Raw genomic sequence first — 23291 nt, 5'->3', positions numbered from 1 at the left:
GCCTATTCACAGGCCACGCTCAACGCTGTTGCCAAGCGGCTCAATGAGCGTCCTCGAAAGACGCTAGACTTCGATACACCGGCTGAGCGCTTTCATCAATTCGTTGCATCGACGGGTTGAATCCGCATCGAAGTCCGGCCGTTCACCTTCCATTGATCGCAGAAATGCGCACGACGGCGCATCCAGCCACCCGGCCACACGCGCCAGCAGGCGCTCATGGATGTCCAGCAGGACCTGGGCTTCGACAGGCTCTGCCGTCATCCCCCTGAAGTGCGCTTCGAAGGTCGCGGCGAAATCCGCAGGCACGCGGGGCGCCAGCATTTCCCACGCAGGCTTTGGGCTGCAGGTTAGGTAGACGAGAAAGGTCCGCCAGAGCGTCTGATCCGCCCGCTCGTCTTCCAGCAACAAGCCGACATCGAAAAGGTCGCGCGGATGCTGTCTCGACAATGCCGCAGCCAGCTTGCCGGCATAAAGGTCGGCGAAGTGCAGCACCTGCACCGAAGCGAAGCCAAATGCCTCCTCGACCCTCGGGCGCACCACCATGTTCCGCGCGGGATGCACCGTGCCGCGCATCACCGGCGTCGTCTCGATCTGCACGCGCGCACGACCGCGACTGGCTACCAGCCGCGTAACGCCTGCGCCCTCGCCTGCCGACAATTGCACCTGCAGTAGCAGAGGCCGGGCGCGCAGAACATCAGCCAGCCGCCCAAGCGCTTCAGCGATGAGCCTTGCGTCCTCGGCATAGTCATGCACCGGCAACCAGGCTAGATCAATGTCCACCGACAACCGGGGCAGGTCGTGCTCGAATAGGTTGATCGCCGTACCGCCTTTGAGCGCGAAGCGCGGCTCTTGCGCCAGCGCCGGCAGAATCTCGACCAGCAGCCGTACGCGGTCGGTATAGCGCCGATCCCAGTGATCAAGCCAGGTGTTCATCAAGGTCTCCCGGCAAAGTGATTTGGTAGACCGGATGCAAGCGGCCGCCAGGCACCAGCGCGCGCTTTCCCCGCCCCAGATCGATACCATCCCGCGGCACGTGCGGCAGCCACGCATGCCGATGGCGCTCGGCCAATGCCAGGAACAGCCGCTTGCCTTTGATGCTTCGGCAATGGCGCAGTAATACGCCGACCCGCTGCGGCCGCAGCGTGGTCATAGCCTGCATCAGTGCATCCACCTCATAGATCAAGGCAGCGTCTGAGACGTCATCGCACAGCTCCAGCATGGCCCGTTCCGGCATGGAACAAACCAAGGCATCGGCACCGGGGGCGGCCTGATGCCACGCCAGACCCTGCTCGGACAGCATTGCCGCGGACGCCTCCACCTCGAACGGCATGGGCGGCCAATCGAACGGCCCCTTCCCCAGATACTCGAAACGCTGCGTCAGAGGCAGTTTGCCAAGCCAAGCGGGTGGCCGCTCCACCCCATACAGGGTGATCGTGCCGGCATCGCCCAGACGTAGATAGTGCTCGTGCCCTTGCAGGCTGAGTGCAAAACGACCTCCGACGTGCAGCGGCATGCCCTCCCCGACCTGCAGACTGCGAACCACGCCCTCCCACTGCAGACGCCCACTCTTGCGCATGTAGACGCCGCGCGCCGGCGACACCAGCCAACCGCTGCTCACGTAGCGCGCGACGAGGCTATTGGAGTAGCCGTGAACCCGCAGCCAGCGGCTCGACACCAAGCTCGTATCACCCAGCTCAGCTAGCAGCAGGTTTAGTTTTCCAGGATTTTGTTCACTCATAGTGAACAAAATACACCTTCTGGAAACTTCTGCCAAGGCAGGGTGGTTTGAATTTAAATAAAAAAGATCACTCTTAGTGATCTTTTTCTACGACAAGCAAACCAGACTCGGCCGAGGCGCGCCCGGTACAAGGAAATCCGTAAGGCCCCTCCTCTGATCATTGCAGCGTCGAGATCGACGACAAATCGATATGTGGGTGGCTTACCTACCGCCGAGCGCTCAAACCCTTAATTCTCTCCGCACCGGGGAGAGAATTAAGCAATCTGTCTGGCGACGCCCTCGCCTTTCGTCACGCTAAATGTAGGCGCTTGCAATAGAAATTCAGCACCGTTTGAGACAAAGCCGCCTCTCCGGCGGCCCCCCCCCCCCGGATCGGAAGAACCTGCAAGCCCTCGGCGCCCGCGCCAAGCATACAGAAGCACCCCGAGCGCTCACACAACTAAAGTTGTTACGGTCATTGTGCTATGCACAATTTCCAGCAAACCCTTGTCACGCAAGGCTGAGAGGCCAAATCCAGTTTCAACTAAAGTTGTAACCCGCTGCGCGATTTCAACTAATTTTGTGTCGCAATGACCGATCGGCAGGCTCGCAGGTGCCGACAGCGGCCAGGGCTCGCGAGATAAGGGGTCTTGTCACGCCGGGCGTGTTTTGCCACAAAGCTCCGGCCAGGAGACCGTCCGACAGCGTTCCGGCGGAAGGCGGGGCACGCTGGCCGCCAGCGTGGTGCCGGCAGCAGATCTCGGCGGCCGCCGGTAACAACAAAATTAGTTGAAAACTAGTAACAAATTTAGTTGTGTGAGCGGTGGCGCACGCGGATGCTTCGTTTATGTCCCGAAATGAAGGGTAACATAGCCCTTACTATGTTCCCCTTCAGTCGTTGTGACTCAGCGCTGGAGCCCATTCACATTGAAACAGGCGCTTGAGTTGAAATCGAACGCTTCTCGGTGATCGCCGTGAATGCCGAAATGAAGAACACGTCAGGCAGAGATCGAAAATCGGCGGCATATCCGAAATACTCAGCCGCTCTACGACGCTCCCTGATTCGACCACTTTGGCGTCGATTTTGGAGCCACCTCAGCGGTCATTTCGTTCGCCGGAAACAAGTGAAGCGTCGCACGCGCCGGGGGCCTATCATTTTCCACGAGTGCACCGCTCAAAGAATCTGCTTTCTCAAAGTAGCATCAGCGCATTACGCAACGCTTGCTGCACGGAGACAGCCGAAAGGCCAGTATCGGAAGCGCATGCGATGAACCGCGCGTCATTTATGGCTGCGCTGGCGACGCTGGGATGATCATCCACGGCCAACCAATTCGTTGCCTTCCTGCGCTCCGCTTCCGACAAAATTTCCTCAAGCCTCGAAGGACCATAGGTTTCCACAACGCCGTTGAATCGGGCTCCAAGCGGGCCGAGCAGTTGGACTAGGCTCTCATCGTCGAATAGTCGGCGCCAGTCCGAACTGATCACGATTCGGATCTCGGGAAAAGGCCTAAGAAGCTGTTCGAGGATCGGGCTCCAGCGGAAGAGATCTGGATTTTCTATCAGCCGGCAGTTCTCATCGAGCGCAATCTCGCCCAATGGGTGGAGGACGCCGTCAAAATCCAGAAATAATATAGGGTCGGCTCGCGATGCCTGGTGCGTCATTTTGATATTCCTACTTCAGCGCGCAACTGGCGCACGCCTGATGATCCAAGCGATCTCAGCCCGGGAAACGTCCCACTGCCCACTGGAGACCTTGCACTGCACGCCGGCCCCAACCTCGCCAAGCGCCGCCTCCAGTGACCAGGACGGGTTTTCGGCCTGCCTGCCACTGGCTTCGAGCGCGAGGTCCGCGCGGGCGACGTACCGCGCGAAGAGTTCCTCGTAATCGGACCAGTGACTTACTGGACACCGATCTCACGAAGCAAAAGCCTGGGCGGTTAACCAAAAAAGCACCCTTGACAGGTGTTCGAGGAAAGTCCTAACGAACGGCCGGATGGCACATGATCGTAATCCTGCGGAAACTCCGGGACGTGCGCCGCAAATGACCGGCCGGCTTTCTTGCGGGCCTTCAGCCACAGCATGGAGGGCCGGGAATTCCGCGCCGAGCGATGCCGCCATGGCGTGCTGCCAGAAGGCCGCGTCACCGGGATGCAGGTCGCATGATCTCCTCCAAGCCCCGAGGTCGGTCCGTAAGGCAGGTCATCACGCCGCGGGTTGACGAGTTCGAGCGCAACCGGTCAGCCGCCTGCGCGACGTCCGTGGCGTGAAACTGACTTTTCTGCCCAACGCAAGAGGATAGCCGGCTCGCCGGTGTCGGCCATCAATAGATGGCCTCACTGGCCTCCCTCATTACGCCGAGACGAGGGCAGCATCAAAATTCAATTCGTTCACCAGTTCCCGCTGGGGCCCGAGATGGGCCCGGATGTGCACACAGGGCCTCATCTCACCCCGACTGGTTGAATACCACAGCCATGACACGCCACTCTCCTCTGCCTGATGCTCGCGCCATATACCTGTGACCCGGTCCAGGCGCATGCGGCCATCTGCAGCGGTACGATCCAGCACATAGACCGCGAAACTGCCCGACTCCCACTGCGACACCACCTCAACCAGCGCCTCCGGGCCACTGATGAGCCAGCCATCTGGCAGCGAAGCGTGGTCTCGCCGGTCGCGCGGTGCGACCACCAGAAAACTTAGTGTTTCGTCCGTCCATCCCACGCAGCGCCAAGCCTGGTAGGGCATCGCGAGCGCCCGCCTGACCGGGTCGCCTTCCGCCCAACTTACATCCGTAACTAACATCCCTAATCCCTGCGGTAAATACTTGATCTGCGCGTCTTGCCGACGTTCTTTCCTGCCACCCACCCAGCGTCCTTTCCGGAAGCGAGCACGTTCCTGAACGGTATCTCTTTGGCAGACGGCCGTGCGTAGTTGCGCATCCCATCTAAGCACGTGTCACCAGAAAGAATTCGCCAATGGTATCAAATGAACACTATAGATTGTAGCCCTTTAGATTTCAAAATGAGTACATCAAGTCCTTTATGGAGGGGACTTGCATGCACACGGAGGCCAAGCTGGGTAACGCGCTACGGCTCCTTCGCGAGGTGGCTAACGTTACGCAGGAAGATTTTGGGTTGGTGTCCAGTCGCACGTATATCAGCACAATTGAACGGGGAATGAAGTCCCCCACACTGGGAAAGATTGAGCAGTTGGCCAGCGTGCTAGGAGTGCACCCACTCACGTTGCTAGCCGTTGCATATATGGACCACCTCACCCCAAAAGAGGTCGAGCAGACAACGGCAGCATTGCGCTCGCAACTGCTCGAAATTCTCGGTGAGAAGTGAACATCGTGAATTAGCAATCCCGCCGACATGTTCGGATCACTTCCATCAGCGAGTGCGCAGCAGTCCAGCCCCACGGACCGCTTACCCGCGGCGCGCAAAGTGATCGGCAAACACAAGATCTCTCTCCAGGCGTCCCGCGACGGCCATTCCGACGGAATCGCCTCATCTCCTCCGCCCCGGTAGGCGTCGACCGCCGCCAATCCTTCGCATGCCTAGCCGAGCTTCGCTTGTCGCCACCCCGACCCTTGCGACACCTGCACGCCAATCACCTCCCGCCACACCACAAGGATCGAACACGTTCGGAACTCAAGGGCAGAGTTTTTTGCCCGTATCGACGCCGCAAATTGAAACGCAATGGCCGGCGAGTTCAATGAGGTCGAATCCGCCGCCCCGGCGACCAACGCGAAACGACATCGTCGTCAGCCTATGCAGTTCCACCCCCTATTCATCACACCAATACGAAAGCGAAATGTAACACCTGGGCCCTAGCCTATCCATACTAACAAGTGCGATCTTTTATTTTGGACTCCATATTTATAAAAACCCACCCAAGGCGCACTTTTGCGCTGACCGGACTCACGGTTAGCGCGTTCCAAAACAAAAATATTTCGTTTATAAACAAACATATATCAACACAATCCCACGATGCAGGATCAAAAGTGCAGACTATTTTGTGCGCAAAATGTACTACCTCAAAAGTGCGGTCTTTTTTGAACGCCGACACTATCGCCCCCATAGCCAGCAGGGCTTTCAAACATATCGTCAAATTCCGATATAAGATTCGCCCATCGACGATACCCGTCTGCCCGACCGAAACACCCGCTCCATCCATGCCGACCGAACTCGACATCGACGCGATCCTGAAAGCGCTGTCCAACCCCGTGCGCCGCGAAATCCTCAACTGGCTGAAAACGCCGGGCGAGCATTTTCCGGCGCAGACGCTGCCGTACGACCACGGCGTCTGCGCGGGGCAGATCGACGCGCGCTGCGGGCTGTCGCAGTCGACCGTTTCCGCGCACCTCGCGACGCTGCAGCGCGCGGGGCTCGTGACGTCGACGCGGATCGGCCAGTGGGCGTTCTTCCGGCGCAACGAGGCCGTCATCGACGCATTTCACGACGCTTTGCGCCGCGATCTCTAGCCAACCGGCCGTATCGGCCACGCGGGCCCGCGTTGCGCATGACGCGATGGCGCGCCCGCCTTTCGTGAAGAGGTTATCTGTCATGCCCACGCTGTTCGATCCCGTTACCCTCGGCGACCTGACCCTGCCGAACCGCATCGTGATGGCGCCGCTCACCCGCTCCCGGGCGGGCGCGACGCGCGTGCCGAACGCATTGATGGCCCGCTATTACGCCGAGCGCGCATCGGCCGGCCTGATCATTACCGAGGCGACCTCGGTCACGCCGCAGGGCGTCGGTTACGCGGACACGCCCGGCATCTGGTCCGACGAGCAGGTCGAAGGCTGGAAGCAGGTGACGCAGGCCGTGCACGCGGCCGGCGGGCGCATCGTGCTGCAACTCTGGCACGTCGGCCGCATCTCCGATCCGGTGTTCCTGAACGGCGACCTGCCGGTCGCGCCGAGCGCGATCGCCGCAGGCGGCCACGTGAGCCTCGTGCGTCCGCAGCGTCCGTACGTGACGCCGCGCGCGCTCGAACTCGACGAGATCCCCGGCATCGTCGCCGCGTACCGCAAGGGTGCCGAAAACGCGAAGGCGGCCGGCTTCGACGGCGTCGAGATCCACGGCGCGAACGGCTACCTGCTCGACCAGTTCCTGCAGGACAGCACCAATCGCCGCACCGATGCCTACGGCGGCCCGATCGAGAACCGCGCGCGCCTGCTGCTCGAAGTGGTCGACGCGGCGGTCGACGTGTGGGGCGCCGGCCGTGTCGGCGTGCACCTCGCGCCGCGCGGCGACGCGCACACGATGGGCGATTCCGATCCGGCGGCAACGTTCGGCTATGTCGCGCGCGAGCTCGGCCGCCGCAAGATCGCGTTCATCTTCACGCGCGAATCGTATTCGGGCGACCACTTGAGCCCGCGCCTGAAGGAAGCGTTCGGCGGCCCGCTGATCGCGAACGAGCAGTTCACGCTCGACACCGCGCAGGCCGCACTCGCGAGCGGCAACGCCGACGCGATCGCATGGGGCAAGCTGTTCATCGCGAACCCCGACCTGCCGCGCCGCCTCGAACTCGGCGCGCCGCTGAACAAGCCGGTGCCGGAGACGTTCTACGCGGAAGGCGAAACGGGCTACACCGACTACCCGGCGCTGAGCGACGCGGCCTGACGGCCGGGCAGCGCGTGTTCAGGCGCGCACGTCCGCGTGCATGAACACGCGCTGCGTCTCGTCGAGCCCACGCGCGACGTGATGCGCGCGGACCGCGCGCAGCGTGTCGTCGAGCGATGCGTCGTCGACGATCCGGAAACCTAGGCGCGCGTAGTACGGCGCGTTCCATGGTGCATCGCGGAACGTCGACAGCACGACCTGAGCGATACCGCCCGCCGCCGCGCGCGCGTTGATCGCTTCGATCAGGCGTGCGCCGATCCGCTGTCCGGCATGCGACGGCGCGACATCCAGTTCCTCCAGATACAGCCGCTGCGCATCGAGCAACCGGTAGAACGCAAACCCGACGCACGCGCCCTGCTCGTCGACCGCGACAAGCGCGCGGCCGTCGTCGATGCGCGCGAGCACGTCGGCCGCATCGGTCGGCTCGCCATCGGCGATGTCGGTCATGCCGATCTCGCGAAACCGCTGCGCGGCGGCGACTTCCACGGCGGCCATCGCGGCCGCGTCTTCCCGCGTGGCGGGACGGATCAGGATCGATGCAGTCATGACGGCAATTCAGGCAGGCAGTCTGGAACGGCCGTCACTATAATCGAAACTTCATACGTTTCGAACGCCCCACCCACGAGGTCAGTCATGACGTTGTCCGCGCTCGCCGTCTTCGCCTTCGCCCTGCTCGTCACCGCCGGCACGCCCGGCCCGAGCGTCGCCGCGCTCGTCGCGCGCGTGCTGACGAACGGCGTGCGAGACGTGCTGCCGTTCCTCGCGGCGATGTGGCTCGGCGAAGCGCTGTGGCTCACGCTCGCGGTCGCGGGGCTGTCCGCGTTCGCGCGCACGTTCGAGACGGGCCTGATCGTGCTGAAGCTGCTCGGCGTCGCGTACCTGCTGTTCCTCGCGTGGAAGATGTGGACCGCGCCGACCGGGACGGGCGCGGACGACCTGCCGCGCGGCCAGTCGCCGTGGCGCATGTTCGTCGCGGGCATGCTGGTCACGCTCGGCAATCCTAAGATCATGCTGTTCTATCTCGCGCTGCTGCCGACCATCGTCGATTTGACGCACGTGGGCGTTCTCGCATGGGCCGAACTCGTCGGCACGATGCTCGCGGTGCTGATGCTCGCCGACTGCTTCTGGTCGCTGCTCGCGGTGCGCGCGCGGGCTTTTCTCACTTCGGCGCGCGCGAAACGGATCGCGAACCGCACGAGCGCGACCGCAATGGCCGGTGCGGCAGTGGCGATCGCGACGCGGTAGCGCGCCGGTCCCGCGCCACACCGCCCCTGCCGCCCGCCATGTCGCAACTCGCGAAGATTCCTGCCGCTCTCGCCGCGCAATCGATTTCCCGTCGCGAGATCGTGCTTCCGCTCGACGCCGCGCTCGAATGCATCGATTATTGCGTGCACCATCGCATCCCGATCTACGGGTGGGAAGGCTGGGTTCTGACTGCCGCGGACGAGTCGGACACGGCAGCGCGCCGCAGGGCACCGTGAGTCTTGCGGACTGGCCGCTGGCGGATGCCGCCGCGTTCTGCCGCAGCACGATGACGTCCGAAGCGCAGGTGTGGCGCGACGAATATCCCGCAACGACCGACCGGCTGCATTTCTGCATCGCGATCGGCGACGCACACCGATCGTCGTACTTGTGCAATCGCACGCCGGCGCCCGACCGGCGATCCGCAACGGCAGTCTGCTCATTGTCCCGGAGGGATGCACCATGAAAACCTGGCTATCGGCTGCCCTGCTCTGCCTGTCCGTCACGGTCGCGCACGCGGCCGGTGTCAAGTTCGTCAGCATCCCGGCCGACGCGGCCGGCCCCGAGCTGCGCGCGGCCATCTGGACGCCCTGCGCGACACCCGCGCAATCGCTCACGATCGGCCCGTTCCTGCTGAAAGGACAACGCGACTGCCCGACCGTCGGCGACAAGCTGCCGCTCGTCGTGATCTCGCACGGTCACGCCGGCACGTACTTCGGACATCACGACCTCGCCGAAACGCTTGCCGACGCGGGCTTCGTCGTCGCGGCGATCAATCATCCCGGCGACACGCATGCCGACACGAGCCACGCGGCCGACCTGCGGGAACTGGCCGAGCGGCCGACGGACATCAAGCGCCTGGTCGACTACATGCTGGCCAACGCGCCCGACGCCGCGCATATCGATCCCGCGCGGATCGGCTTGTTCGGCTTCTCGCGCGGCGGCTATACAGGCCTCGTGCTGGCCGGCGCCAATCCGGATTTCGTGCACGCGCACGTGGCCTGCCCGGATCCGACCTGGCTGATCTGCAAGCAGATCCGCGACCATGACCTGCCGCGCCAACCGCTGACGCACGATCCGAGAATCAAGGCCTACGTGCTCGCCGACCCGTTCAACGAATTCCCGACCGCCGATACGCTGAAGGACGTGCACGCGCCGATCCAGCTCTGGGCGTCCGAAGCGGGCGGCGACGGCGTGGAGCCCGAATCGGTCCCCGCGCTGGCCGGCCTGCTGCCGCAACGGCCGGAATTCCACGTCGTGCCGAATTCCGCGCATTTCGCGTTTCTCGCGCCGTGCCCCGAAAAACTGGCGCACGACTCGCCTGAAGTCTGTACCGATGCGAAGGGATTCGATCGCGCGGCATTCCACGCGACGCTCGATGCCAAAGCGCTCGCATTCTTCAGCGCGAAGCTCCGCTAACAGCGAAACGCCTTGCGCGAGACGCCCGGCGCCGGCGCATGGTCATTGCACTCGATCAGCGCGCGCACCAGCGCCCAATCGTCGTCATCGCAGAAATCGAGCAGCATCGCGCCGCACGGGCCGCGCTGCTCGCGCAATCGTTCGGCCAGCCGCGCATGAATACCCTGCACCCTGCCGTCGCCGTGCGCGACCACCGACGGATTCGCGCCCATCCCCGTCCCGCTGCAGAAATTGATCGCCCAGCGGCCGCTTTCCGGTGTCGGCAGGTGCGTGAGCAGCGCGTCGATCGCGCGCCACTTCCAGCCGATCGACGCAACCACCGGCACGCGGTATTCGTCCTGGATCACGAACGCACCGTCGGGATGATCGATCGTGAACGTCGCGTTGTCGGGCCACGCGGTCAGGTCGATGCCGAGCGGCCGGCCGCTGCGAAAACGCCGCAGCAGCACGACCGCGCCGCGCACGTCGCCGAGCGCCGGCAGCGTACCGCCCGCATGCCAGCGCAACTGCGGGTGCCGCGCGCGATGCGCGTCGAACGTCGCATCGAAACCGCGCGTGCACGCATGCGCCGGCCATTCGTCCTTCACCGACATCACGATGCATTCGCGCGGATGCGCATCGAGAAAGCGCATACAGGTTGCGAGCACGTCGTCGAACGTCATGCCGAGCGCAACGCCGCCGTGATGGATGTCGAACGCATCGCGCACGTGCCGGCAGCGGATGTCGAGCAGTCGCACGCCGTGCGCGAGCTGCGCATCGAGCGGCGCGCGCTGCGTGCGCACGAGCCGATCGTCGACCGTATACGCACAGGTGTCATGGCTGCCCGGTAGGGTCAGCGTATGCAGCAGCCGCGCATCGTCGAGCGCCGACATCCAGTCGGCGGGCGGCGTGCACGTTTCGTGGCTCGAACGGATCATGACTCGATGAATGACAAGGAAAGAAAACCGTGGATAACGGCGTCGGATGTCGCGGCACGAGCCGGCGTATCGCGCTCCGCGGTGTCGCGCGCGTTCTCGCCGACCGCGAGCATCGCGCCGCAAACGCGCGAACGCGTGATGGTCGCCGCGCGTGCGCTCGGCTATCAGGTCAACCTGATCGCGCGCGACATGATCACGCAGCGCAGCAGCATGATCGGCGTCGTGACGGCCGGCTTCGAGAATCCGTTCCGCGCGCGGCTGCTGACGGACCTGATGGCCGCGCTCGGGCAGCGCGCGCTCACGCCGCTCGTGACCAACGCGGAAGACCCGCGCCAGGTGAGGCAATCGCTCGAGCAACTGCTCAGCTACCGGATCGCGGGCCTCGTGATGACGTCCGCGTCGCCGCCGCTGTCGGTGGCGCAGCAGTATCTCGAACACCGGATCCCCGTCGTGATGATCAACCGCGACGCGAACCTGCCGGGCGCGGATGTCGTCGTCAGCGACAACGCGGCGGGCGCCGTCCATGCGGCGCAGCGGCTCGTGCGGGCCGGCGCCCGCCGGCTCGCATTCGTCGGGCCGCGCGGCGCGAGCTACAGCGCGCAGTCGCGCGCCGCGGCGTTCGAGCAGGCGATCGGGCACGGCGACGCGTTCGACGCGACGCTCGCGCGCGTGCTCGACACACGGTCCGACACGCATGCATGCGGGATCGACGCCGCGCGGCAACTGTTCGCGGTCGGCGAGCGGCCCGACGGCGTGTTCTGTTCGTCCGACCTGCTCGCGCTCGGTGTGATCGACGCCGCGCGCGGCGAATTCGGGTTGCGCGTACCGGACGACCTGCGCGTGATCGGCTTCGACGACATCCCGGCCGCCGAATACGACGCCTATCGGCTGACGACGCTCCGGCAGGACACGCGCGGCCTCGCGCATGCGGCGGTCGACTTGCTTGCCGCCCGAATGCAGACGTTCGACGGCCCGTCGCGCACGCGCGTCGTGCCGGTCACGCAGGTGGTGCGGAATAGCTGCGCATGACGCGGTGAAATCGGGCGCGGCGTTGCCGCGCGTCACTTCAACCCGCCCGCGAACCCGCGCAACAGGTAGCGCTGCACATAACCGGCCACGGCCAGCGTGGGCAGCGACGCCATCAGCCCCGCGCTCATCAGGTCGCCCCAGTCGATGCCGTTCTCCGTCACATAACCGGCGATCGCGAGCGGCAGCGTGAAGCGGCTCGGCGTCGACACGAACAGCAGCGCGATCAGGAACTCGTTCCATGCAGCAATGAACACGAAGATCGCGGTCGCGATCAGCCCCGGCGCGCACAGCGGCAGCACGATCTGCACGAGCCGCCGCGCGAGCCCCGCACCGTCGATGCAGGCCGCCTCCTCGTATTCGACCGGCACGTCGCGCACGAACGCGAGCAGCATCCAGATCGCCATCGGCAACGCATAGATCTGGTACGCGAGCATCAGGCCGAGCGTCGAATCGAGCAGGTGCAGCCGCTTCGCGAGCGCGAACAACGGCACCGCGATCGTGATCGGCGGCATCAGCTTCAACGCCAGCACGAGCACCAGGAACAGCAGGTCGAGCCGCGCCGGAAACCGCAGCCGTACGAGCGCATACGCAGCCGGAAACGCAAGCGCCAGCGCGAGCAGCGTCGTGCCGAATCCGACCAGCAGCGAATTGAAGAGCGGCGCGCCGATGCCGTTGGACCACACCGACGCGAAATGCTCGAAGGTCGGCGCGGCCGGCCAGATCCGCAACGGATGATCGAGCCGTTCGAGCGTCGGCATGAAGGCCGCGCCGGCCATCCACAGGCATGGCAGCAGCAACAGCGCGAGCGCGGCGATGCGCAGCGCCCACGGGATAGCGCGACCGAATGCGGCGCCCGTTCGTGCGTGCGTGATGCCTGCAATGCGCGCCGTCATGCGCGCCGCTTGCGAACCGTCTGCCATACATACCCCGAGACCAGCAGCGCGGACGCCGCGAGCATCAGCACCGACGCGGCACTCGCCGGCCCGACGTTGAAGAAGCGGAAGCCCGTGTCGTAGATATAGGTCGACAGCGTCTGCGTGGCGTTGCCGGGGCCGCCGCCCGTCAGCGCATAGACCTTGTCGAACAGCTTGAACGTGTCGATCGAGCGCAGCAGCAGCGCGAGGCCGATCTGCGGCGCCGCGAGCGGCAGCGTGATGTCGCGCAGGCACTGCCACTCGCTCGCGCCGTCGGTGCGCGCGGCTTCGTACAGTTCGCCGGGAATCGACTGCAGCCCGGCCAGCACGATCAGGAACGCCATCGGCGTCCACTGCCATACGTCGACGAGCGCGAGCGACCACAACGCGAGATGCGGATCGGACAGCCAGCGCACACCTTCGATGCCGAACGCCGCGAGCAACTTGTTCAGGAAACCGTCGAAGTTGAGCCAGTTGCGCCAGATCGCCGAGCACACGAGCGTGGACAGCATCATCGGCAGGATCGCGAGCGGCAGCGCGATGCGTCGCCCCGGAAACGCGCGAACGAACAGCAGCGCGAGGCCGAAGCCGAGTGCGACCTCGGCAAGCGACGCGACGATCGTGAAGCGCAGCGTATTGCCGAAGCCGGCCGTGAACGCGTCGTCGCCGAGCACCGCGCGATAGTTCGCGAGCCCCGCGAACGCGCGGCGGCCGGCCGCGTAGTCGACCCGGCAGAACGAGTCGATCAGCACCTGCGCGACCGGATACAGCGCGAGCGCGGCAAGCACCAGCAGCGCGGGACCGAGCAGCGCGACGAACGGCAGGCTGCGGCCGAAGGCTTTCATGCGCGGGTTCCGGGTGACGTATCGAGGCGAGCCGTCACTTGCCGGCCGCGGCCATCGCCTGTGCGATCTTCTGCTGTGCCTGGCGCAGCGCGGCGTCGGGCGCCGACTGCCCGGTCAGCGCGAGCTGGAGCTGGTCGCCGAGAATGCTCTCGACCTGCTGCCAGTCCTTCACGCGCGGCCGCGCACGGCCGGCCTCGAGCGCCTTCAACTGATCGGGATACCAGCGGTACTGGCGCACCAGCGCCGGATCGGCGAACACGCTGCGGCGGGTCGGCGGAATGCCGATTCCAGCGAGGCGCGTCTGCGTGTCGCGCGAGCTCAGGTAAGCCAGGAAGTCCTGCGCGAGCTTCGCGTGCGGCGCGTCCTTCGGAATGCCCATCTGCCAGATGCCGAGCATCGGCGCCGGGCCGGCGGTCTGCCCCGGCGGCGGCTGCAGCGCGATCTGCCCGACCACGCGCGACTGCTTCGGATCGTCCAGCGCCGGCACCCACGCGGGCCACACCTCGATCGACTGCGCGGCCGTGCCGCGCTGCAGCGCATCGCGCACTTCCGCCGCGCCGTACACGTCGACGTCCTTCGGCGCGGACGCCTTCAGCGCGAGGAACGTCTTCAGCGCGGCCTGCGCCTCGCGCGAATCGATCGTCACGTTGCCGGCATGGTCGAACACGTCGCCGCCGTACGCCCACAGGATCGGCAGGAAACCCGTCACGACCGGGTTGCCCTTCGTACCGCGAAACACGACGCCCGACACGCTCTTGTCCGCGCCGCCGACGGTCTGCGCGATCTTCAGCACGTCGTCCCAGTTGCGCGGCGGCTGCAGCTTGTATTTCGCGAGCAGGTCCTTGCGGTACGCGAACATCTCGACGTTGCCGACGATCGGCAGCGCATACAGCGCGCCGGCTGCGTTGCGGCCGAGCGCGACGGCGGACGGCACGAGATCGGCGTCCGCGAGCGACGCCGGCAGCGGCTTCAGCCAGCCGTTGCCGATGAATTCGGGCGCCCACGTGTCGTCCATCATCACGAGGTCGTACGCGCCGGTGCCTTCGCGCATCGACAGCTTGAGCTTCTGGTACAGGTTCGCGTTCGGCAGCTTGAGCAGCTCGATGTCGGTGCCCGGGTGCAGTTTGTTGAAGCCGGCGACGGCGTCGGCCAGCCCCTTGCCGTAGATGTCGTCGCGGCCTGCGATGACGAGGTCCGCGGCAACGGCGTGCGTGGCGGCGAAGGACAGCGCAAGGGCGGCGGACAGCGCGCGCAGGCGGCTCAGCAAGGTCATGGGGTCTCTCTCGTTCGGCGTGGTGGCGGGACAGCCGGGCGTTGCACACGTGTGCAACGCGGGCGACGCTTCCTGCTGCCTGAAGCGAACGCCATTGTTCACGCCGATCGTTAAGAATTTATGGCACGCAGCGGAAGAGGCGGCCGCCGGGCCCGGCCGCCCCGCCCCGCTTGCCGCCTCGGTCCCCGTCAGAAGTTCACGCGGATCCCGGCCATTACCGCCAGTTGCCGGCTCGAGTTGCTGTTCGCGAGCACCGGGATCTGTGCGTAGTTCACAGCGTTGCCGTTCGCGTCGGTGCCGAGCCCCGTGCCGCTCGCGATCTGGCCGATCGCGACCGCGTACAGCGCCGTGCGCTTCGACAGGCTGTAGTTCGTGCCGACGTTCAGCTGGTGAAAACGCGTCGTGCCGCGCCCGTCGGTATGCGCGGCGTTGAAGATGTACGCGACGCCGCCCTGCAGCGCGGGCGTGAACATGTACGTGACGTTCAGCTCGCCGATGTCGAACGTGAACGCCTGCGTGCGCGGCTGCGCGGCGGTCGAGAAATAACGGCTGTCGCCGAGGCGCGTATGCGTATAGGTGAGCGCGACCGTCGCCGCACCGAGCGTCACCGAGCCGCCCGCGCCGAACGCGCGCATCGAGCCGGCGTCCTGCAGCAGGCAGTACATCGCGCCCGGGTTGCTGCACGCGAAATCGCCGATATAGCCGCTCGCGCCGCCGAGCGCCGCATCGAGCGGCTGGTGCAGGTCGAGGTAGCCGACCGATAACGCCACCGGCGCGCGCGTGTACGTCGCGGCCACCGCATAACCACGCTTCGCGGAAAAGTCGCCGGCCTGCCCGCCGAAGCTGAACGTGCCGCCGAACGTGAGGCCGTTGAAATCGGCGCTGGTGAACTTCACCGCGTTGTTGAAATTGAACGCGGCGTTCAGGTTGTCGACGTCGCCGAGATGCGAGCCGTACGGCGTCGCCCAGTTGTTGCTCGATACATACGCGCCGAGCATGTCGGTGTACGAGTCGTATTGCCGGCCGAGGCCGAGCGTGCCGAGCCCGTCCTGGCGCAGCCCGACCCACGCCTGCCGGCTGAATGCGGTGCCGCCCTGCAGCGCCTGCCCGTTCGCGGACAGGAACTGCTGCTCGAGCGTGAACACCGCGTCGAGCCCGCCGCCGAGCGGCTCGGCGCCCTGGAACCCGAAGCGGGACGGCACGAGGTTGCCGCCACCCATCTGCCACGCATGGCCGCCGCCCGTGCTGCCGTCGGCGCGCGTGAACTGCTGGTTCGTCGAGTAGATGATGCCGGTGTCCACGGTGCCGTACAGCGTCACGCTGCCCGAGGTCTGCGCGTGTGCGTGCATGCAACCCAGCGTAGCCGCGGCTGCGGCCAGTCGTCGTCCGATCTTCATGTCCCGCCCTATGTGGTCATCGATACGCAGTGCAAATCGATGGTGTTGTCGATATGGGTGACGGGACTCTATCCAGCGAAAATTCAGGACCTCTATCGCAAATCGGCAAACGGTGGATCGCGCTGCCCGCGACGGTGCCCGACGGCATCGTCGCGGTGCGCGTGCGTCAGTCGGGACGCGTCGTCTGGGAAGGCAGCTCGCCGAACAGGTCGCGATACTCGCGCGCGAAATAGCCGAGATGCGTAAAACCCCAGCTCGCGGCGGCCTCGCCGATGCCGAGCTGCTGCACGGACGTCGTGCGCAGCATGCGCCGCACCGCGTTCAGCCGGATCGTGCGCAGATAGCCGACCGGCGTGACGTCGGCAACGCGCTGGAAGCTGGTTTGCAGCGTGCGGCGGCTGCAGCGCAGCGCGCGGCACAGTTCGAGGACGGTAACGGGTTCTTCGGGCCGGTCGCGCAGATGCTTCTCGCAGCGGCTCACGATATCGCTGTAGGTGGCATGCGTGATGTCGCGGCGCTCGACGCCGATGCCCTGTTCGAGCGCATCGAGGAACATGCCGAGCATCGCGTCGCGGAACATCTTGCGGGTGGCCGCGTATTCGAGGTGGCCCGGGTTGTGCTGCGCATCGTCGATCAGCGACGACAGCCGCACGCCGAGCGCGACACCCTGCGCGTCGGACAGCCGCGTCACATGCCGCAGCTTGCGCGCGCCCGCCGCGCCGAATTCGGCCTCGCACAGCTCGTCGACCATGTCGGACGCCGCGCTGATCCCGACGAGCCCCATCCCTTCCGGCGTGTGGAATTCGAAATCCTCGCCGGCGCGCAGCGCGAGCAGCGCATAGCCGTCGACCGGCTGGCCCTGGAACGTGCCCGCGAGCGGCACGGACAGCGGCACCGCGAGCGACGTGCGCCCGGCCGGCGCGAGCCCGGTTTGCGCGACGCGCCGGTTGGTCGTTTCGCGGAAGAAGTGGAAATCGTCGTACAGCACCTGCGTGACCGTGCCCCTGAAGCGGCCCGGCGTCATCTGGCGGTAGACCTGATGCCAGCCCGCGATCGCGAGCCCGTGGTCGTGTACGTCTTCGTGCGAGCGTGACTGGAACAACATCGGCGCCTCCGGTAAAACCCTGATTCCTGGATGCGACCGAGGCGTTCGCCCCGCCGCAACGCCACAGCTTACCCGCGCAAAAACCTGCGCAGTGCCGTTTCGAATGCAAGACAGGCCGCCGACAGCGCGGCAGCCTGCTCGCCGGTCAGCCGGACGTAGCGGCGAAATGACGGCATCCGGTTCACGACCTCGCTGCCGCCGAACGGCACGATCGCGAGCGTCCAGCGGCCGTCGCGCGCGTCGATCGCGCAGTCGGTCAGGTGCAGCGGCCGCAGCGCGTCGGCCAGCGACGGCTCGGCGACCAGCGCAGCCACCGTGTCGACGAATCCGGAGTCGCATCCCGGCGCGGGTATCGCATCGATGCCGGTGCGGCGCAGCCAGCCGGTCTGCCGCACACGGGCGCGGCCCTGCGCGGCCGGGCCGCGTACGGTCACCGCCACCTTCACGCTGACCGTATGCATCAGGAACTGGCGCTCGACGCGCTCGTCGACGTTTACGCACACGCCGTTCGGTAGCCTTACCGTCGGACTGCCCACACCGTCGGTATCGCGCACGGCATGCAAATCGGCGAGCACGCGCGCGGCGATCGCGCCTGGCCGGTGGCCGGGCGGCTGCGCATCGGGCGCCGCGCGCCACCGGGCGAGCGCGGCCCTCACGACGCGACGTGCTCGTTGCGCAGCACTTCCTCGACCGGCACCGGCTTGAACGGATGCCGGCGCTGCACGACGAGCGTCCAGAACAGCGCGTACAGCGCGGTAAGCCCGAGCATCGCGCCGAACGGCACGTAGATGTCGCGCGCGTTCATGCCGGGCGGCGTGATGTACCAGATCGCGAGCACGATGCCGACGCTCGACACGATCTGCGGCAGCGGGAACAGCGGCGAACGGTACGGGCGCGGCAGGTCCGGGCGGCGGATGCGCAGCATCACGACCGATGCGGTGACGAGCAGGTACGCGGTGCCCCACGCGCAGGTCGCGGCGAGCACGAGATGCAGGATGCTGTCGAGATTACCGTTGATCAGCCATGCATGGAAGATCGGCACGACCGCCGCCGCGACGATGCCGACCACCGGCGTCTTGAAACGCGGATGCAGGTACGCGAAGCATCGCGGCAGCGCGCCGTCGATCGCCATCCCGTACAGGATCCGTGGCAGCCCCGCCATCAGCGTGTTGATCGTCGCGGCGCCCGCGAACAGGAATGCGATGCCGAACCAGATGCGGCCGAAGGGCCCAAGCACCTGCAGCGCGAACGCGGGAATCGCGCCCGGCGTGTCGAGCAGGTGCGTGAGGCCGTCGGGGCTCACGGGCACGTTCGCGACCTGGCGGCGGATCGCCGCGCCGTACAGGAACATGCAGATCGCGACGCCGACGAGGCCGATCGTCATCGCGCGCGGGATCGTGCGGCCCGGCGCCTTCATTTCCGGCGCGAGCGGCGTGACGAACTCGCAGCCGACGAACATGAACATCGCCATCCCGACCAGCGACAGCACCGCCGGCACCGACGTGCCGACTTCCGAGCCGCCGAACCAGCCGTCGAGGTGCACGGCCGGCGCGGCCGCGAGCCCGAGGATCCCGAAGATCATCAGCGACAGCCACATGCCGGCCGTCAGCACGATCTCGAGCTTGCTGAACACCTTGATGCCGATGATGTTGGTGATCGCGAACGTGATTACGAGGCCGACGCCGACGAGCCAGGAGCTGTTGTGCTTCTCGAACGCGGCGTTCAGCGATTCGAAATTGACGAGCGCCATGATGCCGCTCAGGATCGTCTCCGCCGTGCCGGCGAACACGTGCACGAGGAAATACGCGGAGATCGTGCCGGTGATCGCCCAGAAGCGGCCCAGCCCGCACGACAGGTAATCGTAAACCGAGCCGGCCGTCGGCAGCATCGCGGCGGCTTCGGAGAACGTGGTCGCCTGCGCCTGCATCATCACGAACGCGATGATCATCGCGACCGCGAACGCCCAGCCGCCCATCCCGAAGCCCGACGTCGCGGTGAGGATCACCGGGCTTGCCATGATGAGGCCGACGGCGCTCGCCAGCGCGGTCGGAAAGCCGACCGCGCCCGCCTTCAGCGCCGTGCCGCCACCCGCTTCGGCCGGCGTGCCGGCGGACGACTCGCCCGCGGCGCCGGTAACTCCCGACCATCCCGACATCGTTGTCTCCTTCCTTTGTCGACCGGTGCCGGCGCTTCGGCCCGTGCTCCAGTCGCATGCTTCACGATCGGCCCGGGGGCAGCGCTTCAGCGCTGCGGCACCCGGGTCTCCTGTCGATCACACTTGATCCGATGTCGAAAAAATACGCAGGCAAAATAATCCGGTCATAGCGCAAATCGGCAAACCGGCGGCGGCGGCCAGGCCGCCCGCCGCCGGTTTGCGGTCACGCGCTCATGCCGTCATGCCCTCATGCCGTCATTCCGTCACGCGAACGGCACGGCCTCGAAGCCCGCCGCGAGCGCGTCGACGATCCGGTCGAGCTGTTCGCGCTGGATCACGAGCGGCGGCGACAGGATGATCTTCGTGCCGACCGGCCGCACCAGCACGCCGTGCTCGCGCGCGACTTCCGCGACCGCGTTCGCATAGCCGGACAGCGGGTCGATCGGCTCGCGCGTCTGCTTGTTCGCGACGAGGTCGAGCGCGAGCATCAGCCCCTTGCCGCGCACCTCGCCGACTGACGCGAAGCGTTCCGCGAACGGCCGCAGCGCTTCGAGCAGATACGCGCCCTGCTTCGCCGCATTCGCCGGCAGGTCTTCCTTCACGACGATGTCGAGGCTCGCGATCGCGGCCGCGCACGCGACCGGGTGGCCCGCATACGTGTAGCCGTGCATGATCGCGCCGCCGAAGTCCGCATTCGCGGCGAACGCGTCCTCGATCCGCGCGTTCACGACCGTCGCGCCGAGCGGCACGTAGCCCGACGAGATCCCCTTCGCGAGACACATGATGTCCGGGCGCACGCCCCAGCCGCGGCTGCCGAACATGCTGCCGCTGCGGCCGAAGCCCGTCACGACTTCGTCGGCGATCAGCAGCACGCCGTAGCGATCGCACACCTCGCGCACGAGCGGCCAGTAGTTGGCCGGCGGCACGATCACGCCGCCCGCGCCCTGGATCGGCTCCGCGATGAACGCGGCGACCGTGTCGGGGCTCTGGAACTGGATCTCGCGCTCGAGCATTTCCGCGCAGATCCGGCCGAGTTCCTCAGGGTCCTGCGTGAACGGGTTGCGGTACAGCCACGGCGTCTCGACGTGGAAGCAGCCGGGCAGGTTCGGCTCGTAGTTGCGGCGGAACACCGTGTTGCCGTTCACCGACGCGCCACCGAAGTGCGTGCCGTGATAACCCTGCTTCAGCGAGATGAACTTCGTGCGATCGGCCTGGCCGCGCACCTTCCAGTACTGGCGCGCGATCTTCAGCGCGGTCTCGATCGCGTCGGAACCGCCCGAGCTGTACAGCACGCGGCGCATCCCTTCCGGTTCGAGCATGTCGATCACCTTCTTCGACAGCTCTTCCGCGCGCGGATGCGAGATCCCGTCGAACAGCTGGAAGTATTCGAGCTCGTCGAGCTGGCGCACGATCGCGTCCTTCACTTCCTTGCGGTTGTGGCCGACGTTCACGTTCCACAGGCCCGCGACGCCGTCGACGAGCTGCCGGCCCTGTTCGTCGAACACGTAACAGCCGTCGCCGCGCACGATGCGGATCGGCTTGCGCTGCTTCATTTCGTTCGGGTGCACCATCGGGTGCCAGAATTTTGCTTCGTTGTAGCTCATTGCAGTCTCCACTGTCGGATCGTTTGAACCTGGTCGTTCGGGGTCAAGGGTCGAGGTTCGCGCCGCGCGTCAGTGCGCGATGCAGACGGATTTGGTTTCGGTGAAGCCTTCGATCGCGTACTGGCCGAATTCGCGGCCGATGCCCGATTGCTTGTAGCCGCCGAACGGCATCGACGGGTCGAGCGGGATATGGCAGTTCACCCACACGGTGCCGGCCTCGATCTGCGGCACGAGGTTCATCACGCGCTTCAGGTCGTTGCTCCAGATGCTCGCGGCGAGGCCGTACGGCGACGCGTTCGCGAGGCGCACGGCGTCGGCCGCGTCGTCGAACGGCACGACGACGATCACCGGGCCGAACACCTCGTCGCGCACGATCGCGCTGTCCGGATGCGGATCGGCGATCACGGCCGGCTTCACGAAATAGCCGGGCAGGTCGTCGGCCGGCGTGCCGCCCGCAAGGAACGTGAGGCCGGCGCGGCGCGCGCCTTCGATGTGCTGGACGACCTGGTCGCGATGGCGCGCGGAGACGAGTGGGTTGACCTGCGCAGTCGTGTCGAGGCCCGCGCCGAGCTTCATCGACTGCGCGACGCCCGCGAGGCCGTCCGCGAGCTGCGCGAACTTGCTGCGATGCACGTAGATGCGCGACGCGGCCGCGCACACCTGCCCCTGGTTGAAGAACGCGCCGGCGGCGACGCCGTCGAGCGCCTGCGCGACGTCGATGTCGTCGAGCATCACGATCGGGTTCTTGCCGCCGAGTTCGAGCGAGAAGCGCGTCATGTTCTGCACGGCCGCCGCGCCGACCAGCTTGCCGGTCGCGGTCGAGCCCGTGAACGAGATCTTTGCGATCGACGGATGGCTCGCGAGCGCGGCGCCGCAGGTGCGGCCGCCGGTGACGACGTTGAACGCGCCGGGCGGCACGCCGGCTTCGCGCGCGAGTTCGGCGAGGCGCAGCGCGGTGAGCGGCGTTTCCGGCGACGGTTTCAGCACGATCGTGCAGCCGGCCGCGAGCGCGGGAATCAGCTTCCACACCGCGATCATCAGCGGGAAATTCCACGGCACGATCGCGGCGATCACGCCGACGGGCTCCTTGCGCGTATAGGCCGTATAGCGCGTGCCGGGCGGGAACGGGATCGACACGTCGAGCGTCTGGCCGGTGATCTTGGTCGCCCAGCCGGCCATGTAGCGCACGTATTCGACGCTCGCGCCGACCTCGATCGCGCGCGACACGTGGATCGACTTGCCCTGGTTCAGCGTTTCGAGCTGCGCGAGCGTTTCGGCGTCGCGTTCGATCAGGTCGGCGAGTTTCAGCAGGATGCGTTCGCGGTCGGCCGGGCGCAGGCCGCTCCACACGCGCGTGTCGAACGCGCGCTTCGCGCTGGCGACCACGCGATCGACGTCGTGCTCGTCCGCATCCGCGACCGTTGCGAGCCGCTCGCCCGTCGCGGGGTCGTACACGTCGAGCCGGGCAGCCGCGTGCGCGGGCTGCATTTCACCGTCGATGAAGAGGCCGAAATCGCGCGCAACGAAGGTGCGCACGGTGTCGCTGACGGCGACGAAATTCGTAGTGCTCATGGGCGTCTCGAAGGTTGTCGTGGCTGGACCGCGTGCGCGTGGGCACGCGGGCGTCGGACCACTGTATCGACGACGGATCGCGCTCGGTGAGCGCAAATTGGCAGCGCGTGGGAAAACGTAGAGGGCGGCAGGTTCGATACCCTGCGCGAGGAGAGGGGCAGGAAAACTACAGGAACAACGCCCCCACTAGTTCCGTACGATTCGACACGCCGAGCTTGCGATACATGCGCATCAGGTGCGTCTTGACGGTCGGTTGGCCGAGCGCGAGATCGCGCGCGATCTCCTTGTTCGAGCGGCCGTCGCGCACGAGGCGCGCGATCTGTTCCTCGCGATAGGTCAGCCGTTCCTCGCAGCCGATCCGGTGAATCCCGCGCCGCGCGCGCAGCAGCGGGCTCAGTGCGGCTTCGGCGACAGGCTGCAGCCGCGCGAGCGCATCGATCTCGCCCGGTGCGAACCGGCCCGCCGTGCTATTTCCAGC

Annotated in this window: 23 protein-coding genes and 1 pseudogene; 8 read left to right on the top strand and 16 right to left on the bottom strand. The window is 66.1% G+C overall.

Annotation, left to right across the window (positions count from 1 at the left end):
• Positions 1-120 (top strand): annotated as a pseudogene (locus GD429_RS38550) (IS30 family transposase); the annotation flags it as partial.
• Here GD429_RS38550 and GD429_RS38545 read toward each other — a convergent pair.
• The 4 genes from GD429_RS38545 to GD429_RS38530 form a co-directional block, all read right to left on the bottom strand.
• The gene (locus GD429_RS38545; RefSeq protein ID WP_227792158.1) at positions 64-933 is read right to left on the bottom strand and encodes a nucleotidyl transferase AbiEii/AbiGii toxin family protein; all 870 of its coding nucleotides are present in this window, start codon (positions 931-933) and stop codon (positions 64-66) included. The pseudogene GD429_RS38550 and the gene GD429_RS38545 sit on opposite strands and share 57 nt — an antisense overlap.
• Positions 917-1738, bottom strand: a complete 822-nt coding sequence (locus GD429_RS38540) for a type IV toxin-antitoxin system AbiEi family antitoxin domain-containing protein (RefSeq protein WP_152865242.1) — start codon at positions 1736-1738, stop codon at positions 917-919. Before GD429_RS38540 ends, GD429_RS38545 begins: the two co-directional genes overlap by 17 nt.
• Positions 1739-2908: 1170 nt before the next feature.
• Positions 2909-3379 carry an HAD domain-containing protein gene (locus GD429_RS38535; protein ID WP_175912403.1) on the bottom strand — a complete coding sequence of 157 codons (471 nt, stop codon included), beginning with the start codon at positions 3377-3379 and terminating at the stop codon, positions 2909-2911.
• Positions 3380-4066: 687 nt separating this feature from the next.
• The gene (locus tag GD429_RS38530) at positions 4067-4459 is read right to left on the bottom strand and encodes a hypothetical protein (protein ID WP_152865240.1); all 393 of its coding nucleotides are present in this window, start codon (positions 4457-4459) and stop codon (positions 4067-4069) included.
• A gap of 311 nt (positions 4460-4770) precedes the next feature.
• Here GD429_RS38530 and GD429_RS38525 point away from each other — a divergent pair, with 311 nt between their 5' ends.
• The 3 genes from GD429_RS38525 to GD429_RS38515 all read left to right on the top strand — a co-directional run bounded on the left by GD429_RS38525 (position 4771) and on the right by GD429_RS38515 (position 7341).
• Complete coding sequence (locus tag GD429_RS38525; RefSeq protein WP_152865238.1) at positions 4771-5058, top strand: helix-turn-helix domain-containing protein; 288 nt, start codon at positions 4771-4773, stop codon at positions 5056-5058.
• An 830-nt stretch (positions 5059-5888) separates the two neighbouring features.
• The gene (locus tag GD429_RS38520; RefSeq protein ID WP_152865236.1) at positions 5889-6197 is read left to right on the top strand and encodes an ArsR/SmtB family transcription factor; all 309 of its coding nucleotides are present in this window, start codon (positions 5889-5891) and stop codon (positions 6195-6197) included.
• 82 nt (positions 6198-6279) lie between these two features.
• Positions 6280-7341: an alkene reductase gene (locus GD429_RS38515; RefSeq protein WP_152865234.1), complete on the top strand. Its 1062-nt coding sequence runs from the start codon at positions 6280-6282 to the stop codon at positions 7339-7341.
• A gap of 18 nt (positions 7342-7359) precedes the next feature.
• Here GD429_RS38515 and GD429_RS38510 read toward each other — a convergent pair whose 3' ends face one another.
• Positions 7360-7887 (bottom strand): GNAT family N-acetyltransferase, encoded by a 528-nt coding sequence (locus GD429_RS38510; protein WP_152865232.1) that lies wholly within the window; start codon positions 7885-7887, stop codon positions 7360-7362.
• 87 nt (positions 7888-7974) lie between these two features.
• Here GD429_RS38510 and GD429_RS38505 point away from each other — a divergent pair, with 87 nt between their 5' ends.
• From GD429_RS38505 to GD429_RS38495, 3 genes are all read left to right on the top strand, one after another.
• Positions 7975-8586: a LysE family translocator gene (locus tag GD429_RS38505; RefSeq protein WP_152865230.1), complete on the top strand. Its 612-nt coding sequence runs from the start codon at positions 7975-7977 to the stop codon at positions 8584-8586.
• 38 nt (positions 8587-8624) lie between these two features.
• Positions 8625-8822 (top strand): hypothetical protein, encoded by a 198-nt coding sequence (locus tag GD429_RS38500; RefSeq protein ID WP_152865228.1) that lies wholly within the window; start codon positions 8625-8627, stop codon positions 8820-8822.
• Positions 8823-9045: 223 nt separating this feature from the next.
• A complete protein-coding gene (locus GD429_RS38495; protein WP_152865226.1) occupies positions 9046-10002 on the top strand; it encodes an alpha/beta hydrolase family protein in 957 nt (318 codons plus the stop codon).
• Here the strand turns inward: GD429_RS38495 and GD429_RS38490 are convergent.
• A complete protein-coding gene (locus GD429_RS38490; RefSeq protein WP_152865224.1) occupies positions 9999-10919 on the bottom strand; it encodes a phosphatidylinositol-specific phospholipase C in 921 nt (306 codons plus the stop codon). The genes GD429_RS38495 and GD429_RS38490 overlap by 4 nt on opposite strands.
• Before the next feature lie 6 nt (positions 10920-10925).
• Between GD429_RS38490 and GD429_RS38485 the strand changes: the two genes are divergently transcribed.
• Entirely contained in the window at positions 10926-11948 is a 1023-nt protein-coding gene (locus tag GD429_RS38485; RefSeq protein WP_152865222.1) for a LacI family DNA-binding transcriptional regulator, read from the top strand.
• A 32-nt stretch (positions 11949-11980) separates the two neighbouring features.
• Here GD429_RS38485 and GD429_RS38480 read toward each other — a convergent pair whose 3' ends face one another.
• The 10 genes from GD429_RS38480 to GD429_RS38435 all read right to left on the bottom strand — a co-directional run.
• Positions 11981-12841: a carbohydrate ABC transporter permease gene (locus GD429_RS38480; protein WP_152865220.1), complete on the bottom strand. Its 861-nt coding sequence runs from the start codon at positions 12839-12841 to the stop codon at positions 11981-11983.
• The gene (locus tag GD429_RS38475) at positions 12838-13707 is read right to left on the bottom strand and encodes a carbohydrate ABC transporter permease (RefSeq protein ID WP_152865218.1); all 870 of its coding nucleotides are present in this window, start codon (positions 13705-13707) and stop codon (positions 12838-12840) included. The genes GD429_RS38480 and GD429_RS38475 overlap by 4 nt, the downstream gene beginning before the upstream one ends.
• Before the next feature lie 34 nt (positions 13708-13741).
• Positions 13742-14980 carry an ABC transporter substrate-binding protein gene (locus tag GD429_RS38470; protein WP_152865216.1) on the bottom strand — a complete coding sequence of 413 codons (1239 nt, stop codon included), beginning with the start codon at positions 14978-14980 and terminating at the stop codon, positions 13742-13744.
• A 188-nt stretch (positions 14981-15168) separates the two neighbouring features.
• The gene (locus GD429_RS38465) at positions 15169-16377 is read right to left on the bottom strand and encodes a porin (protein ID WP_152865214.1); all 1209 of its coding nucleotides are present in this window, start codon (positions 16375-16377) and stop codon (positions 15169-15171) included.
• Between the two features lie 166 nt (positions 16378-16543).
• Entirely contained in the window at positions 16544-17482 is a 939-nt protein-coding gene (locus GD429_RS38460) for a helix-turn-helix domain-containing protein (protein ID WP_152865212.1), read from the bottom strand.
• Positions 17483-17550: 68 nt separating this feature from the next.
• Positions 17551-18138, bottom strand: a complete 588-nt coding sequence (locus tag GD429_RS38455; protein ID WP_321575133.1) for a DUF3156 family protein — start codon at positions 18136-18138, stop codon at positions 17551-17553.
• Positions 18135-19637 carry an APC family permease gene (locus GD429_RS38450; RefSeq protein ID WP_152865211.1) on the bottom strand — a complete coding sequence of 501 codons (1503 nt, stop codon included), beginning with the start codon at positions 19635-19637 and terminating at the stop codon, positions 18135-18137. The genes GD429_RS38455 and GD429_RS38450 overlap by 4 nt, the downstream gene beginning before the upstream one ends.
• A gap of 263 nt (positions 19638-19900) precedes the next feature.
• Complete coding sequence (locus GD429_RS38445; protein WP_152865210.1) at positions 19901-21241, bottom strand: aspartate aminotransferase family protein; 1341 nt, start codon at positions 21239-21241, stop codon at positions 19901-19903.
• 69 nt (positions 21242-21310) lie between these two features.
• Complete coding sequence (locus GD429_RS38440; protein ID WP_152865209.1) at positions 21311-22813, bottom strand: aldehyde dehydrogenase family protein; 1503 nt, start codon at positions 22811-22813, stop codon at positions 21311-21313.
• A gap of 166 nt (positions 22814-22979) precedes the next feature.
• Positions 22980-23291, bottom strand: a 312-nt coding sequence (locus GD429_RS38435) for a response regulator transcription factor (RefSeq protein ID WP_193727327.1), incomplete at its 5' end; no start/stop codon positions are given.

Origin of the sequence: Burkholderia sp. BE17, assembly GCF_009362305.1 — a bacterium.
Taxonomy (GTDB): Bacteria; Pseudomonadota; Gammaproteobacteria; order Burkholderiales; family Burkholderiaceae; genus Burkholderia; species Burkholderia pyrrocinia_C.
Note: the sequence above shows the minus strand (reverse complement) of the source record. Positions and strands in the feature narration are given on the sequence as shown.

Coding starts and splice junctions, on each gene's coding strand:
- GD429_RS38545 (WP_227792158.1), bottom strand. CDS start 933: ATGAACACCTGGCTTGATCACTGGGATCGGCGCTATACCGACCGCGTA.
- GD429_RS38540 (WP_152865242.1), bottom strand. CDS start 1,738: ATGAGTGAACAAAATCCTGGAAAACTAAACCTGCTGCTAGCTGAGCTG.
- GD429_RS38535 (WP_175912403.1), bottom strand. CDS start 3,379: ATGACGCACCAGGCATCGCGAGCCGACCCTATATTATTTCTGGATTTT.
- GD429_RS38530 (WP_152865240.1), bottom strand. CDS start 4,459: ATGCCCTACCAGGCTTGGCGCTGCGTGGGATGGACGGACGAAACACTA.
- GD429_RS38525 (WP_152865238.1), top strand. CDS start 4,771: ATGCACACGGAGGCCAAGCTGGGTAACGCGCTACGGCTCCTTCGCGAG.
- GD429_RS38520 (WP_152865236.1), top strand. CDS start 5,889: ATGCCGACCGAACTCGACATCGACGCGATCCTGAAAGCGCTGTCCAAC.
- GD429_RS38515 (WP_152865234.1), top strand. CDS start 6,280: ATGCCCACGCTGTTCGATCCCGTTACCCTCGGCGACCTGACCCTGCCG.
- GD429_RS38510 (WP_152865232.1), bottom strand. CDS start 7,887: ATGACTGCATCGATCCTGATCCGTCCCGCCACGCGGGAAGACGCGGCC.
- GD429_RS38505 (WP_152865230.1), top strand. CDS start 7,975: ATGACGTTGTCCGCGCTCGCCGTCTTCGCCTTCGCCCTGCTCGTCACC.
- GD429_RS38500 (WP_152865228.1), top strand. CDS start 8,625: ATGTCGCAACTCGCGAAGATTCCTGCCGCTCTCGCCGCGCAATCGATT.
- GD429_RS38495 (WP_152865226.1), top strand. CDS start 9,046: ATGAAAACCTGGCTATCGGCTGCCCTGCTCTGCCTGTCCGTCACGGTC.
- GD429_RS38490 (WP_152865224.1), bottom strand. CDS start 10,919: ATGATCCGTTCGAGCCACGAAACGTGCACGCCGCCCGCCGACTGGATG.
- GD429_RS38485 (WP_152865222.1), top strand. CDS start 10,926: ATGAATGACAAGGAAAGAAAACCGTGGATAACGGCGTCGGATGTCGCG.
- GD429_RS38480 (WP_152865220.1), bottom strand. CDS start 12,841: ATGACGGCGCGCATTGCAGGCATCACGCACGCACGAACGGGCGCCGCA.
- GD429_RS38475 (WP_152865218.1), bottom strand. CDS start 13,707: ATGAAAGCCTTCGGCCGCAGCCTGCCGTTCGTCGCGCTGCTCGGTCCC.
- GD429_RS38470 (WP_152865216.1), bottom strand. CDS start 14,980: ATGACCTTGCTGAGCCGCCTGCGCGCGCTGTCCGCCGCCCTTGCGCTG.
- GD429_RS38465 (WP_152865214.1), bottom strand. CDS start 16,377: ATGAAGATCGGACGACGACTGGCCGCAGCCGCGGCTACGCTGGGTTGC.
- GD429_RS38460 (WP_152865212.1), bottom strand. CDS start 17,482: ATGTTGTTCCAGTCACGCTCGCACGAAGACGTACACGACCACGGGCTC.
- GD429_RS38450 (WP_152865211.1), bottom strand. CDS start 19,637: ATGTCGGGATGGTCGGGAGTTACCGGCGCCGCGGGCGAGTCGTCCGCC.
- GD429_RS38445 (WP_152865210.1), bottom strand. CDS start 21,241: ATGAGCTACAACGAAGCAAAATTCTGGCACCCGATGGTGCACCCGAAC.
- GD429_RS38440 (WP_152865209.1), bottom strand. CDS start 22,813: ATGAGCACTACGAATTTCGTCGCCGTCAGCGACACCGTGCGCACCTTC.